The following is a 14,022-nucleotide window of genomic DNA, read 5'->3' as shown; positions in this document are numbered from 1 at the left end:
GATTGATTATTTTTTGAATTTTGACAGAATCGTTTTTAACAAACCAGGCTTCAATTCTTCTTCATGGTAACCGTTTGAATAATTTCCGTAGCCATAACCATAACCTGAACCATATTTTGCTTTATTCTCAAAACCATTCAAAACGATACTTATATTATTCAGTTCCCCTCTTTTTACACGGGTATTTAATAACGTTATCATGTCTTTTTTCGTATAATTTTGCCTCACAATATAGAGCGTCACATCGCTAAACTGAGCTAATTCAAGTGCATCAGAAACCAAGCCAACGGGTGGTGTATCCAGAATAATATAATCGTATTTTTGTTTTAATTCTTCCATAAATTCTTTCATAGCATCTGTCAAAATCAGCTCTGAAGGATTTGGCGGAATTGGCCCTGAAAGAATTACATCCAGATTAGGAACCTGTGTTTTATTTGTTATTTCTTCTAAGGAATTTTGTCTAATTAAATAATTTACAACTCCTTTTTCTGTAGTCAGCTCAAATTCATCCGCCAATCTCGGCTTCCTTAAATCGAGTCCTACAATAACGGTTTTTTTATCACTTAACGCAAACACTGTTGCAATATTTATGGAGCAAAATGTTTTTCCTTCACCACTAATCGATGATGTTATCATCAAGGTTTTTGCCCCACTAAGTTGCTGCTTTTTATACAAAAACTGTAATGAAGACCTAATAGTCCTAAAGGCTTCTGAAAGTGCTGATTTTGGTTTGTCAAATACAGCTAAACTAACGTCTCCTTTATTTACCCCCACCACTCCAAGTAATGGAATTTTTGTTAATTTGCTAATATCGTCTGTATTTTGAATCGAATTATTAATAAAAAAGAGTAAGAAAATAAAAATTAAAGGAATTAATATCCCTAAAAACAAAGCCAAAATATAATTCACAGACGTTTTGGGTCCTATTAGTCCGCCACCAATATCCTTTGCAGGATCAATAAAATGAATATCCGATAAATTAGAAGCTTTCACGATTTCAGCTTCGTTACGTTTTTGAAGAAATTCGCTGTAAATATTATCATTCAAATCGTATTTCCTCTTTATCTTCAGTAATTCTTGCTGCTCCTCAGGAAGTTTTTTTATCGCACTTTCAGATTCTCCAATTTTAGCATTAACCAAGGCTAAATCATAAAGTAAGGCAGATTTAGCAGATGTGATGTTTTCGATCAAAACGTTTTTAACCGCTTTCATCTGGTTATCAAAATCTTTAAAAATTTTTTCACTTTTTACCGCATAGGCCATTTCTGAACGTTGTGTAGAAAGCGCTATCAATTTTGAGACATTAGTCACTACATTAGGATCTTCAATACCAGCAACAGATGGCGCTGGCAATCTTGAATAATCTACACTATTATTTAAATATGTTTTTAAAGAATTATAATAGGCTATTTTTCGATTAATCTGATCTCTTTCTAAATCGAAACTGATAATTTTTTCTGAAACTTTAGCTCCGCCATCTTCGACTTCATAGATATTTTTATCTTTTCTGAAAGATTTCAATTCATTACCGGTAGTTTTAAGCTGTGCCTCCATGTTAACAAGCGTGCTATCTATAAAACGGATTGTATTGGTTGCAAATTGGTTTTTACCATCAAGCTGGATTTTGATTAACATTCTTACTGTCGAATTCAAATAATCAACCATTCTGGCCTTATTTGTTCCCTGCATAGACAAATTTAGTATAGAACCAGCCTTACTATCCGCATCTACACTAATATTTTTATAACGCGATACAGTAGCATCGAAATCTTTAAACCTAACAAAATACTCTTTTCCTTTATAAAATCCGGGATTGTCTGTAATTTGTAATTTCCAATTTAAAAAAGGTAAAACGACCTGATCTCCTACTTTGTATTTTTTTACAAATTCTGTAGGTTCAACCGCAGTAGAACTCTGAGAATTTGTTGCATAAGTTATCAGCGAAACCGAATTGTTTTCAAATGGAATTCGAATCTCGTATTCATTCGCACTTAAAAATTTAATCCCTACAAGAGTGTTTAAAATCTGCCCTTTCGTTTTATCTATCTCTACATAAAAAGGAACTGCTCCATAAACATCGACTAAATTATATTTTCCCTGTTCCAGGTAATCAATATAAAAGCTTAATTTATCGACCACTAACTCATTATGTGATCTTGATTGCAAAATAGTAGAAATACCATTTACCTGATCCGAAATTCCTCCCCAGTTAAAAACCAGACTGGTATTAGAAGTAAAAAACGGGTTACTTTCTTCTTTGATAGAAATCAAGGTTTGCATCCCGTAAATTTTTTCTTTACGGATATTGACCTGATAAGCAATTGTAAATGCAATGATTAAACTTGCTAAAAACCACTTCCAATAGCTTCCAATTTTGAGTAAAAAACCTTTGAAGTCAAAACTTGACTGGTTTTCAAAAATCGAAAAATCTTTTATATCTAACATTTTTTAGTTTCGTTTTTAATTTTTCAAAATCAGATAAACCGTTGTAGCCAAAGACAGTAAAGTAATAATAGTCCCTATAGACTGAATTCCAGTCTGTCCAGTACCCCATGTTTTTTGGCGTAATGGTTTTACATAAATATAATCGTTGGGTTGTAAATTATAATACGGTGATTTCATTACATTAACATCCGTCAGGTCGAGATCCTGCATCAGCACTCCGGTAGGAGATTGTCTAATGATCGTTACTGCTTTTCTATTTCCAACAGTTGTAATATCTCCTGCATTTGCAATGGCTTCCATAACATTTACATGTTCCTGATATAAGGTTTTAGTTCCGGTACTACCTACCTCACCATTGATAGTATATCTAAAGCCTGCTAATTTTACCGTAACAAAAATATTCGCTTCGGTTTTAAAATATTCTTCGAGTAACTTTTTCTCTATTTTAAGCCGTACTTCTTCTAGAGTAAACCCAATAACATTAATGTCTCCTAAAATTGGCATTCTTATATTTCCGTGATCATCCACCGTAAAACCATCAAAATACAAACTTGATTCTGACCTTCCTGTGTTACCAACAGCTTCGGTAGTATTAAAAATCGCTACTAATTTTGGATCTATCGCTTTTATATTGACACTCAAAATATCATTTACCTGCACACGATACGGTTTAGATTCTACAGCAGTAATATTATTTTGTTCTGCTGAAGAATTTTTATCTTGCAAATAATGCAAATCTTTTACCGGAATACAGGAGGTAAAAAAAACACTAATTAATACGAGGATATAAAAACAGTTTCTGGTCATTCTTTAAATTTTGTTCACAAATATACTCCATACATTAATCAATTGAAAATGTAATGTTTATTTGGCTTCTGGTTTAATTATTTTTAAATGTTTTTTCGAATGGTACCCGGTGCAAAATACTTCTCCCAAGCGTTACTTCATCAGCATATTCTAATTCGTCACCAACCGAAATTCCTCGGGCTATGGTTGAAATCATAATTTCTGTTTCGGCAATTTGTTTGTAAATATAAAAATTGGTCGTATCGCCTTCCATCGTTGAACTTAGTGCGAAAATAATTTCGACAACTGTCCCTGATTTTACTTTTTCGACCAAAGTCGTGATATTCAACTGGCTTGGCCCTACGCCTTCTATTGGAGAAATTTTACCTCCTAAGACGTGATAAATTCCTTTGTATTGTCCGGTATTTTCAATCGCCATAACATCGCGAATATCTTCGACTACACAAATAGTCTGATGGTTTCTGGCCTGATTGGCACAGATTTCACAAACTTTTGTATCTGAAATATTATGACAATTTTCGCAAAACTTAATATCCTCACGCATATTTAAAAGTGCCTGAGACAAAAAACCGGTTTGTTCTTTAGGCTGTTTTAATAAATGCAAAACCAATCGTAATGCTGTACGCTTGCCAATCCCTGGTAATTGCGACATTTCGTTGACTGCTTTTTCTATTAATTTTGATGAAAATTCCATGAGGACAAAAATAACATTTTAAATGATTTAGTAGGACTTACGGTGGCTAAAATGAATCTTCTTCGGATCATGAAACTTCTCGCTAAATGATACTTCTAGCCCCGATAGAAACGAAAATCCTTTTGTGCCGGGGTTCGGCACAAAAGATTGTAGTGTATAGCGGGAATAGCTCCTAAAAAAACTAATATTGATTGGTAGCCAATAAAACCAAGGTACAAGCTACTTCGGATTTGATATTGTTTAGCTCCAATAATTGATAAAATTCTGGATTTTCGGTTCCTGGATTAAAAACAACTCGCTTTGGCTGTGCCTCGATGATGTAATTGTAATATTCGCGCTGACGTGCAGGATTCAGGTATAAAGTTACGGTGTCTATGTTTTTTACCGGAATGGCTTTGGTGTAAATTTTTACTCCGGCTACTTCTCCGGTATTTTGACCAATTGCCAAAACGGTATGTCCTTTTTCGACTAATTTATTAATTGCCTTAAAAGCGTAACGATCTGGTTTTGTACTTGCTCCCAGAACTAAAGTTTTTTTGTTTTTCATTGTTTTAAAATATGTTACAAAAGTAATCAAAAAGAATGAGCTTATTTTAGGTATTTGGTTTTGAATTGAAAGCCATAAAAAACAATATCCTAACATTAATTTGCTATCAAAAACTAAAAAATGACTATTTTTACTTGACTAACCCAAAACAATATGGATTTATTCATTTATTTATTTGCCGCTCTTTTTTCTGTTTTAAACCCAATTGGTACCGTTCCGATTTTTGTGGGACTTACCCAGCATGACTCTCAAAAGGAGCGTTCCCGAATTTCGCTTTGGACCGCCATAAACGTTTTTATCATTTTGATAGTTTCGTTTTTTATTGGTCAATACGTTTTGACTTTTTTCGGAATTAGTATTGATGCGCTTAGAATTGCCGGCGGAATTGTGATTGTAAATTCGGGGTTTTCGTTGCTTTCCGGAAAATTCAATAAAAAACGCGGTATTAATAAAAAGATTGAAAACGAAGTACAACAACGTAATGACATTGCCTTGACACCACTTGCAATCCCGATGTTGGCCGGACCTGGCTCTATTTCGTTATTGATTGCTTTTTATCAGGAGCATCACGAAATGAATGAAATAATCTTTTCGGTATTAGCGATTGCTGCCATTGCAATTGCGATTTTTGCGATTCTAAAAAGCGCCCATTATTTGGCCAGAATATTAGGTGCATCCGGAATTGTGGCTATTTCGAGAATTGTTGGTTTTATTGTAATCTCCATCGGAATTCAATATATCGTGAGTTCGATCATCAATATTATCAAAGGAAATTTGATGTAAATCTGGTATTAACCTTAATTCATAGCCTAAAAAAAATGAAAGAAATTAATTTCTCTTTTGGAGATTACACCATTACAACTGATAAAAGTAAATTAGATCTTGATGCCATTCATGATTTCTTATCAAAAAAATCGGGTTGGAGTGATAATATTCCTTTTGAAACCATGAAAACTTCGATTGAAAATTCTCTTAATTTTGGATTATTTTATAAAAATGCACAAATTGGTTTTGCACGTGTAATATCAGATTTTGCTACGATTGCTTATTTAGGAGATATTTATGTTTTGGATGAACATCGAGGAAAAGGTCTTTCGAAAGCTTTGATGGAACAAGTGATGCACCATCCTAATTTACAAGGTTTACGCCGTTGGATTTTATTGACTTCTACAGCTGAATGGCTTTATGAAAAATATAATTTTACAAAATTACCTAATCCGGAATTCTACATGGAATTGTATAATCCCGAAGTTTACAAACAAAATTAAAACTTAAAAATAATTAAAAACAAAAAATCCAAATTCCAAAAGCTGAATATTTCAGTTTGGAATTTGGATTTTTTTTATTGAAAATTAAAATTTTAGCTTCTTGGCAAGAAAACCTCGGCCATCATACATCTGGCACTTCCACCCCCGCAGGCTTCGATGGTATCCAGACTTGAACTTAAAATTTCGGCATGTTTTTCTAATTGCTCAATTTGTTTTGGCGTTAAAATCTGGTGAGCCGATGCGCTCATGACAAGATAACGTTTGTCGTTTGTACCACGAACTTCTAACATATTTCCAGCAAAGTTATTTACTTGTGCTTCTGTTATCAAAATAACTTCTTTATTATCTGCTTTCAGGTTTTCCAGTACCATTTTGCGTTCTTTTTTATCGTCGATGCTATCGGCACAAATAACGGCGAAAGTTTCACCCAAACACATCATCACATTGGTATGATAGATTAATTTTCTTTCGCCATCAACAGTCTGAAAAGCTTCGAAAATTATGGGTGCATAATCAAAATCTTCACAGAATTCGATAAATAATTCTTCATCTGCACGAGGCGATAAAGCGCAATAGGCTTTTCCGTTGGCTCTGTCCAAAAGTAAACTTCCTGTTCCTTCAAGGAAAATTCCGTCTTCTTCTGCAGAAGTATAATCCATGATATTGGTAATCTCGAAACCTTTATCTTCAAGTGTGTCTAAAATATCTTCGCGACGTTCCTGACGTCGATTTTCGGCAAACATTGGATACAAGGCTACATCTCCATTTTCATGAAAAGAAACCCAGTTATTCGGGAAAATACTGTCTGGCGTATCGGTCTCTAAAGAATCTTCGATAACGGTAACATCAACTCCAACTGCTCTTAGTTTTTCTACGAAAGTATCAAACTCTTGTTGGGCTTTCGCATTTACGGTACTTGGCAAAAGTCCGTCTAATACTTTTTGATAATAATTATTGACAGCCGTTTGCTCATTCATTCTGAAAGCAACTGGACGAATCATTACGATTGCATTTGTTGTTTGTTTCATGTTTATTCTTGTTGTGGGATCTGAGTTATGCGTTGTGAGTTTTAAATTAATTCCGATTAAATCAAATCAGTTTTTCCAATTCTCTTCTACGTATTTTATAAAATTAAATATTTTACCTCCTAACCCTTCATAATTATTTATTAATTCATCCATATCAGCAAAGCAATCTGGATAAAGTTTTGCTATTTTTTCTAAATGGCCAATTGTTTCGAGACAACTTGAATGTGAGTAAACTAGGAATTTTACGAAATCTGCTTTATATCTTCTCCTTCCATAACCTTCAATTATATTTGAAACTACCGAATCTGAAGATCTTCTTATTTGGCTTCCGAGCTCATACAATTCGTATTTGGGCAGTTTTAATGATGATGGATGAACCTTATAAAACAATTCTAATCCAATTTTGTAAACATCTAAATCTCTATAACTCTTCATTAATTCATCTTCATATTTATCCGCATTTCAAAACTCATAACTCACAACCCAAAACTCACAACTTTTCTTAATCTCTAATCAATGGAAGTGTTGAACATCTCAACAAACCTTCTTGTTTGGCTATTTCGGCATAAGGAATTTCTTCTACTGTAAAACCTTTTGCACGTAACCAATTGTTTAATCTTGTGAAATTTTTCTCAGAAACTAACACATTGGTATCTATCGAAAATATATTCGAAAACATGTGATACATTTCGTTTCTTTCGATATGAAATAGATTTTCTTTTCCGAAAAGATTGACCAAATACAAATAATCTGCCTCTTCGCGAAAACCTCTTTTATAAATAATTCCTTTGTCTTTTCCTACGGGTTGAAAACAGCAATCTAAGTGCAAAGCGTTATCACGAGCTTCTAATTTTGATTTAACCAAATCAAATTCTTTGACAATTTTGTTAGGGAACAATTCTTTGATGTAATTCACACCTTGCATATTGGTTCTGGCCGTGATGTAATCTTTATAATCGCTTCCTTTATAGGTCCCAATAAAAATATGGTCATTCCACAACATCACATCACCGCCTTCGATATGAACTTCTTCTGGTGGACGAACCACTTTTAGAGGATCAATCTGATCTATTACATATTGAATAGCGTCTAATTCGCGTTCTCTGTCTGGCAAGATATTCGATTTCACGAAAGTGTCATCAATTACAAAACCAATATCTCTGGCAAAAATCTGATTGTAATTCTCGATCATTTCCGGACGAAAAACTTGTACATCGTATTTTTGAAAAACAGCACTAAAAGCCTCCATTTCAGCAACCATATCTTTTTCGACAGGATAAGTTCCTGCTTTAATATGCTCCAACGATTTGGGATCATAGGCTTCATCTACAGAAGGAGTTGGCCCATTATGAACGGCAGAACCCAAAACCACTGCCCGCAGTCTTGACGTTTCGTTCTTTATATTTAATTGCAACATAATAGTATTAGATTTTGGGCAAAGATAAAAAAAAGCTTCACAGTTATGTGAAGCTTTCTAGTGATTTTATTTGTTAGACTTAAAGTCTCGTAAAGGATGTCCTGTATAAATTTGTCTAGGTCTTCCGATCGGTTCTTTGTTTTCACGCATTTCTTTCCATTGTGCAATCCAGCCTGGTAATCTTCCGATAGCAAACATTACGGTAAACATATCTGTTGGAATCCCTAATGCTCTGTAAATAATTCCAGAATAGAAATCTACGTTTGGATATAAATTTCTTGCTTTGAAATACTCATCTTCAAGAGCAGCTGATTCTAATTTTTTAGCAATTTCTAAAATCGGATCTTCAACACCTAAAGTTTCCAAAACTTCTTTAGCGGCTTTTTTGATGATTTTTGCTCTTGGATCGAAGTTTTTATAAACTCTGTGTCCGAATCCCATTAAACGGAAAGGATCGTTTTTATCTTTAGCTTTAGCTAAAAATTTATCCGTATCACCTCCATCTTTGTTAATATCTTCAAGCATTTCAAGAACGGCCTGATTTGCACCTCCGTGAAGTGGTCCCCAAAGTGCAGAAACTCCAGCAGAAATAGAAGCAAATAAACCAGCGTGAGAAGAACCCACCATTCTTACGGTAGATGTAGAACAGTTTTGTTCGTGATCAGCGTGAAGAATAAATAATTTATCTAATGCGTCAACAATAACCGGGTTTGATGCGTAAGGACCTGTAGGCAATTGAAACATTAACTGCATAAAGTTCTCTACATACCCTTTTGTATTGTCGTAGTAGTTTAATGGATAACCCATAGATTTTCTATAAGTCCATGTAGCGATTACAAGAAATTTAGCCATTGTTTTGCAAATAGCCTCATACATTTCTTTTTCGTTTTCTACATTTACTGCTTTTGGGTTAAATGCTGTCAAAGCACTTGTCAAAGCAGATAAAACACCCATTGGGTGAGCTGTTTTTGGAAAACCGTCAATGATGTTTTTCATTTCTTCGTTTACCAAAGAATGTTTTTTAATATCATTTTCGAATTGTTCTAACTGTTGAGCAGTTGGCAATTCTCCAAAAATCAATAAATAAGACACTTCAAGAAAATCAGCTTTTTCAGCTAAATCTTCGATTGAGTATCCTCTGTAACGAAGAATTCCTAATTCTCCGTCTAAGAAAGTGATTTCGCTTTTGCAAGAACCAGAATTCTTATATCCTGGATCAATTGTAATAATCCCAGTTAAATCACGTAATTTGTTAATATCGATAGCGGACTCATTTTCGCTTCCTGTAATTACCGGAAGTTCAATTTTTTGACCATCTACTTCTAATGTAGCTATTTTTGACATAATATATCGGAAATAAATCTTTTAAATAATAATTTATCAAATCTAAGGAATTTAAGACTAATTAAAAAAAGAATACTGCTATGAATTTGTTAAAACTCCAAAAAAAAACCATCCGAAAAAACGGATGGTTTAATTCTACAATATAACTCTTACAATTATTTAATCTTGAAAGCTTTTAATCCAGGGAAATAAGCAGTACTTCCTAACTCTTCTTCAATTCTTAATAATTGATTGTATTTTGCCATACGATCAGAACGTGAAGCAGAACCTGTTTTTATTTGTCCACAGTTTAAAGCTACTGCTAAATCTGCAATTGTGTTATCTTCAGTCTCTCCTGAACGGTGAGACATTACTGAAGTATAACCTGCATTTTTAGCCATATTTACTGCTGCAATAGTTTCAGTCAAAGTACCAATTTGGTTTACTTTTACTAAAATAGAATTTGCAATTCCTTTTTCGATTCCTGTTGATAAACGCGTAACATTTGTTACGAACAAATCATCACCAACTAGTTGAACTTTATCACCAATTCTTTCAGTTAATAATTTCCATCCATCCCAGTCATTTTCGTCCATTCCATCTTCGATAGAAATAATTGGATATTTAGCCACTAATTCAGCTAAATAATCAACTTGTTCAGCAGAAGTTCTCACTTTACCAGTTTCTCCTTCAAATTTCGAGTAATCGTATTTACCGTTTACATAAAATTCAGCAGAAGCACAGTCAAGCGCAATCATAATTTCGTCACCGAAAGTATAACCAGCGTTCTCAACAGCTAATTTAATAGTATCTAAAGCATCTTCCGTTCCGCCTGCCAAATTAGGAGCAAAACCTCCTTCGTCACCTACAGCAGTACTTAAACCTCTATCGTGTAATACTTTTTTCAAGCTATGGAAGATTTCAGTTCCCATTTGCATAGAATGCGTAAAAGAAGTTGCTTTTACAGGGAAAATCATGAATTCCTGAAATGCGATTGGCGCATCTGAGTGAGAACCACCGTTGATGATATTCATCATTGGTACAGGCAAAGTGTTAGCAGAAACTCCACCAACATATCTGTATAATGGCAATCCTAGTTCATTTGCAGCAGCTTTTGCAGCAGCAAGAGAAACTCCAAGGATAGCGTTAGCACCTAATTTTGATTTATTTGGAGTACCATCTAAATCAATCATCAATTGGTCAATTGTGTTTTGTTCAAAAACAGAAGTTCCAACTAATTCTTCAGCAATAACAGTATTTACATTATTCACTGCATTCAAAACTCCTTTTCCAAGATAAGCTTTACCTCCGTCACGTAATTCAACAGCTTCGTGCTCTCCAGTTGATGCTCCAGATGGAACAGCAGCTCTTCCTAAAACTCCATTTTCAGTTACTACATCAACTTCAATGGTAGGATTACCTCTAGAATCAAGAATTTGTCTTGCGTGAACTTTAATTATAATACTCATTATTTTTTGTTTTTTTATTAATAAATTATATTTTTTTTTCGAAATTATAAAAAATTTTAATAGTAAAAACGTATTTTAACTATTAAAGGCCTTTATTTATTAACTACATCGTTTTAGATGAAGCTCCTTTTATATTCTCAACAAATTGATCGAATAAATAAGACGAATCGTGTGGTCCAGGACTAGCTTCCGGATGGTATTGCACTGAAAAACAGTTTTTATTTTTCATACGCATTCCCGCTACAGTTCCATCATTCAAATGTAAGTGTGTAATTTCAAGATCTGGGTGATTATCTAATGCTTCTTTGTTTACCGCGAAACCGTGGTTTTGAGACGTAATTTCACCTTTACCTGTAATAAGATTTTTTACTGGGTGATTAATACCTCTGTGTCCGTTAAACATTTTATAAGTCTGAACACCATTTGCCAAAGCAATTACCTGATGTCCTAAACATATTCCGAACAAAGGCTTGTCATTTGCTAAAATTTCTTTAGCTAGTTCAATCGCACCAAAAAGCGGATCTGGATCTCCAGGACCGTTTGACAAGAAATAACCATCTGGATTAAATTCAGCTAAATCCTTATAAGTTGAATTGTATGGATATACTTTTATGTAACAATCTCTTTTAGCAAGGTTTCTTAATATATTCTTTTTAATTCCAAGATCTAAAGCTGAGATTTTGTAAGTAGCGTTTTCATCACCAAAAAAATAAGGCTCAGTAGTTGAAACTTTTGATGCCAACTCTAAACCTTCCATATTTGGCACATTAGCCAGTTCTTTTTTCAAATCTTCAATCGAAGTTCCATCTGTACAAATAACAGCATTCATTGCTCCGTTGTCACGAATGTAACTCACTAGCGCACGCGTATCAACATCAGAAATACAGATTAAATTTTGTTTTGTAAAATAATCTTCTAAACTTCCCGAAGCATCTTCTCTTGAGTAATTAAAACTAAAGTTTTTACAAACCAATCCGGCAATCTTAATACTATCTGATTCAATTTCTAAATCGTTAACACCATAATTTCCAATGTGCGGATTCGTAGCCACCATAATTTGACCAAAATAAGAAGGATCTGTAAAAATCTCCTGATATCCTGTCATTCCAGTATTAAAACAAACCTCACCAAAAGTCTTACCGCTAATACCGATAGATTTTCCGTGAAAAATAGTTCCATCGCTTAGTAATAAAATGGCGCTTTGTCGTGTAGTGTATTTCATTCTTAAATTTGTATTGTTTTTTTTTAATCGTCTTATGAAAATGGCCTAAACTATTTCATTTGTAGTTAAATATTTTGCAAATTTACTTCTTTAAAAGAGTGCTTCCAAGATTTTTTAAAAATTTCATTCATAAAAATAAAACCCGGGAAAGGAAATAAGTTAAAATTTGAAATTCATTTTAAAAAAAATCAAAAAAAAAGGATAAACTAAAAATTAGTCTATCCTTGATTTCTATAGAATCATTACTTTCATAATTATTCAGAAGCTTCAGTAGTCGATTCTGATTCAGCAGCAGGAGCTTCTGGAGTAGTCTCCTCAGCTTTTTTAGCTTTACCACCACGACGGCTTTTTGCTTTTTTAACTTCTTTTTTACCTCCATTGTAAAGTTCATTGAAATCTACAAGTTCGATCATTGCCATATCAGCATTATCTCCCAAACGATTTCCAACTTTAATGATACGAGTGTATCCACCTGGACGGTCTCCAACTTTAGCAGCTACGTCTCTGAACAAGTCAGTTACCGCATATTTGCTACGTAAGTAAGCAAAAACAATACGACGATTGTGAGTCGTATCTTCTTTTGATTTTGTGATTAAAGGCTCAACGAATTGTTTAAGCGCTTTAGCCTTAGCAACAGTAGTGTTAATACGTTTGTGCTCGATTAGAGAACAAGCCATATTAGCCAACATAGCTTTTCTATGTCCAGTCTGTCTGCTTAAGTGATTGAATTTTTTTCCGTGTCTCATGACATTTTTTTTTAACCTTCATCTTGCTACAATCCTCTTTGGAGAGCAAAATACGAAGTTATTTATTCTTTATCTAGTTTGTACTTAGCTAAATCCATTCCGAAAGTTAAATTTTTAACCGCTACTAGTTCATCTAGTTCAGTTAAAGATTTTTTTCCAAAATTACGGAATTTCATTAGGTCATTTTTATTGAACGATACTAAATCACCAAGTGTATCAACTTCAGCCGCTTTCAAGCAATTTAATGCTCTCACAGATAAATCCATATCAACAAGCTTAGTTTTAAGCAATTGTCTCATATGCAATGACTCTTCATCATACGATTCTGTTTGTGCAATTTCGTCAGCCTCGAGTGTAATTCTTTCGTCAGAAAATAACATGAAGTGGTGAATTAAAACTTTTGCAGCTTCAGTAAGAGCGTCTTTTGGATTGATAGATCCATCAGTTTTGATTTCAAAAACTAATTTTTCGTAATCTGTTTTTTGCTCCACACGGAAGTTTTCGATTGCATATTTTACATTTTTTACCGGAGTAAAAATGGAGTCTGTAAAAATAGTACCAATTGCCGCATTTTGTTTTTTGTTCTCCTCAGCAGGAACGTATCCTCTACCTTTTTCGATAGTTAAATCGAAGTTCAATTTGATTTTTGAATCTAAATTACAGATAACTAAGTCTGGATTCAGAACTTGGAAACCTGAGATAAATTTTTGAAAATCACCTGCTGTTAGTTGATCTTTACCAGAAACAGAAATTGTAACTGCTTCATTATCGATATCTTCAATTTGACGTTTGAAACGTACTTGTTTTAGATTAAGGATAATTTCGGTAACATCTTCAACAACACCTGAAATAGTAGAAAACTCATGATCTACACCTTCGATACGAACAGATGTAATTGCATAACCTTCTAATGCTGAAAGCAAAACTCTTCTAAGTGCATTACCAACTGTCAATCCATAACCAGGTTCTAAAGGTCTAAATTCGAATTTACCTTCAAAATCGGTTGAATCGATCATGATAACTTTATCGGGCTTTTGAAAATTAAATATTGCCATA

14 protein-coding genes are annotated in these 14,022 nt (G+C 33.7%); 2 read left to right on the top strand and 12 right to left on the bottom strand.

The window, feature by feature from the left end:
• Positions 1-6 precede the first annotated feature (6 nt).
• The 4 genes from GON26_RS08865 to GON26_RS08850 form a co-directional block, all read right to left on the bottom strand.
• A complete protein-coding gene (locus GON26_RS08865) occupies positions 7-2,445 on the bottom strand; it encodes an exopolysaccharide transport family protein (RefSeq protein ID WP_160374454.1) in 2,439 nt (812 codons plus the stop codon).
• A 15-nt stretch (positions 2,446-2,460) separates the two neighbouring features.
• Positions 2,461-3,252, bottom strand: a complete 792-nt coding sequence (locus GON26_RS08860) for a polysaccharide biosynthesis/export family protein (RefSeq protein ID WP_160374453.1) — start codon at positions 3,250-3,252, stop codon at positions 2,461-2,463.
• A 73-nt stretch (positions 3,253-3,325) separates the two neighbouring features.
• Positions 3,326-3,946 (bottom strand): recombination mediator RecR, encoded by a 621-nt coding sequence (gene recR, locus GON26_RS08855; protein WP_160374452.1) that lies wholly within the window; start codon positions 3,944-3,946, stop codon positions 3,326-3,328.
• A gap of 181 nt (positions 3,947-4,127) precedes the next feature.
• The gene (locus GON26_RS08850; protein ID WP_160374451.1) at positions 4,128-4,493 is read right to left on the bottom strand and encodes a CoA-binding protein; all 366 of its coding nucleotides are present in this window, start codon (positions 4,491-4,493) and stop codon (positions 4,128-4,130) included.
• Positions 4,494-4,646: 153 nt separating this feature from the next.
• Between GON26_RS08850 and GON26_RS08845 the strand changes: the two genes are divergently transcribed.
• Together GON26_RS08845 and GON26_RS08840 are read left to right on the top strand one after the other, a co-directional pair.
• Entirely contained in the window at positions 4,647-5,276 is a 630-nt protein-coding gene (locus tag GON26_RS08845; RefSeq protein ID WP_160374450.1) for a MarC family NAAT transporter, read from the top strand.
• Between the two features lie 35 nt (positions 5,277-5,311).
• Entirely contained in the window at positions 5,312-5,761 is a 450-nt protein-coding gene (locus tag GON26_RS08840) for a GNAT family N-acetyltransferase (RefSeq protein WP_160374449.1), read from the top strand.
• Positions 5,762-5,853: 92 nt separating this feature from the next.
• Here the strand turns inward: GON26_RS08840 and ctlX are convergent, their stop codons facing one another.
• The 8 genes from ctlX to GON26_RS08800 all read right to left on the bottom strand — a co-directional run bounded on the left by ctlX (position 5,854) and on the right by GON26_RS08800 (position 14,021).
• On the bottom strand, positions 5,854-6,789 hold the full coding sequence (ctlX, locus tag GON26_RS08835; RefSeq protein ID WP_160374448.1) for a citrulline utilization hydrolase CtlX: 936 nt from the start codon (positions 6,787-6,789) through the stop codon (positions 5,854-5,856).
• A gap of 66 nt (positions 6,790-6,855) precedes the next feature.
• Positions 6,856-7,224 (bottom strand): four helix bundle protein, encoded by a 369-nt coding sequence (locus GON26_RS08830; protein WP_160374447.1) that lies wholly within the window; start codon positions 7,222-7,224, stop codon positions 6,856-6,858.
• Between the two features lie 67 nt (positions 7,225-7,291).
• Positions 7,292-8,206, bottom strand: a complete 915-nt coding sequence (locus GON26_RS08825) for a dimethylarginine dimethylaminohydrolase family protein (protein WP_160374446.1) — start codon at positions 8,204-8,206, stop codon at positions 7,292-7,294.
• 66 nt (positions 8,207-8,272) lie between these two features.
• Positions 8,273-9,550: a citrate synthase gene (locus GON26_RS08820; RefSeq protein WP_160374445.1), complete on the bottom strand. Its 1,278-nt coding sequence runs from the start codon at positions 9,548-9,550 to the stop codon at positions 8,273-8,275.
• Between the two features lie 155 nt (positions 9,551-9,705).
• On the bottom strand, positions 9,706-10,998 hold the full coding sequence (gene eno / locus GON26_RS08815) for a phosphopyruvate hydratase (protein WP_160374444.1): 1,293 nt from the start codon (positions 10,996-10,998) through the stop codon (positions 9,706-9,708).
• A gap of 103 nt (positions 10,999-11,101) precedes the next feature.
• Positions 11,102-12,220 (bottom strand): glutamine-hydrolyzing carbamoyl-phosphate synthase small subunit, encoded by a 1,119-nt coding sequence (gene carA / locus GON26_RS08810; RefSeq protein WP_160374443.1) that lies wholly within the window; start codon positions 12,218-12,220, stop codon positions 11,102-11,104.
• 254 nt (positions 12,221-12,474) lie between these two features.
• Positions 12,475-12,966 carry a 50S ribosomal protein L17 gene (gene rplQ, locus GON26_RS08805; protein WP_029272056.1) on the bottom strand — a complete coding sequence of 164 codons (492 nt, stop codon included), beginning with the start codon at positions 12,964-12,966 and terminating at the stop codon, positions 12,475-12,477.
• Positions 12,967-13,028: 62 nt separating this feature from the next.
• On the bottom strand, positions 13,029-14,021 hold the full coding sequence (locus tag GON26_RS08800; protein ID WP_026109818.1) for a DNA-directed RNA polymerase subunit alpha: 993 nt from the start codon (positions 14,019-14,021) through the stop codon (positions 13,029-13,031).
• Position 14,022: the final 1 nt, after the last annotated feature.

The sequence above is a fragment of the Flavobacterium hydrocarbonoxydans genome (assembly GCF_009789235.1).
Classification (GTDB): Bacteria; Bacteroidota; Bacteroidia; order Flavobacteriales; family Flavobacteriaceae; genus Flavobacterium; species Flavobacterium hydrocarbonoxydans.
Note: the sequence above shows the minus strand (reverse complement) of the source record. Positions and strands in the feature narration are given on the sequence as shown.

Excerpts from the sequence above, each read along its gene's own strand:
- GON26_RS08845 (WP_160374450.1), top strand. The coding sequence starts at position 4,647 with ATGGATTTATTCATTTATTTATTTGCCGCTCTTTTTTCTGTTTTAAAC.
- GON26_RS08860 (WP_160374453.1), bottom strand. The coding sequence starts at position 3,252 with ATGACCAGAAACTGTTTTTATATCCTCGTATTAATTAGTGTTTTTTTT.
- recR (WP_160374452.1), bottom strand. The coding sequence starts at position 3,946 with ATGGAATTTTCATCAAAATTAATAGAAAAAGCAGTCAACGAAATGTCG.
- rplQ (WP_029272056.1), bottom strand. The coding sequence starts at position 12,966 with ATGAGACACGGAAAAAAATTCAATCACTTAAGCAGACAGACTGGACAT.
- ctlX (WP_160374448.1), bottom strand. The coding sequence starts at position 6,789 with ATGAAACAAACAACAAATGCAATCGTAATGATTCGTCCAGTTGCTTTC.
- GON26_RS08820 (WP_160374445.1), bottom strand. The coding sequence starts at position 9,550 with ATGTCAAAAATAGCTACATTAGAAGTAGATGGTCAAAAAATTGAACTT.
- eno (WP_160374444.1), bottom strand. The coding sequence starts at position 10,998 with ATGAGTATTATAATTAAAGTTCACGCAAGACAAATTCTTGATTCTAGA.
- GON26_RS08840 (WP_160374449.1), top strand. The coding sequence starts at position 5,312 with ATGAAAGAAATTAATTTCTCTTTTGGAGATTACACCATTACAACTGAT.
- GON26_RS08825 (WP_160374446.1), bottom strand. The coding sequence starts at position 8,206 with ATGTTGCAATTAAATATAAAGAACGAAACGTCAAGACTGCGGGCAGTG.
- GON26_RS08865 (WP_160374454.1), bottom strand. The coding sequence starts at position 2,445 with ATGTTAGATATAAAAGATTTTTCGATTTTTGAAAACCAGTCAAGTTTT.
- GON26_RS08850 (WP_160374451.1), bottom strand. The coding sequence starts at position 4,493 with ATGAAAAACAAAAAAACTTTAGTTCTGGGAGCAAGTACAAAACCAGAT.
- carA (WP_160374443.1), bottom strand. The coding sequence starts at position 12,220 with ATGAAATACACTACACGACAAAGCGCCATTTTATTACTAAGCGATGGA.
- GON26_RS08830 (WP_160374447.1), bottom strand. The coding sequence starts at position 7,224 with ATGAAGAGTTATAGAGATTTAGATGTTTACAAAATTGGATTAGAATTG.
- GON26_RS08800 (WP_026109818.1), bottom strand. The coding sequence starts at position 14,021 with ATGGCAATATTTAATTTTCAAAAGCCCGATAAAGTTATCATGATCGAT.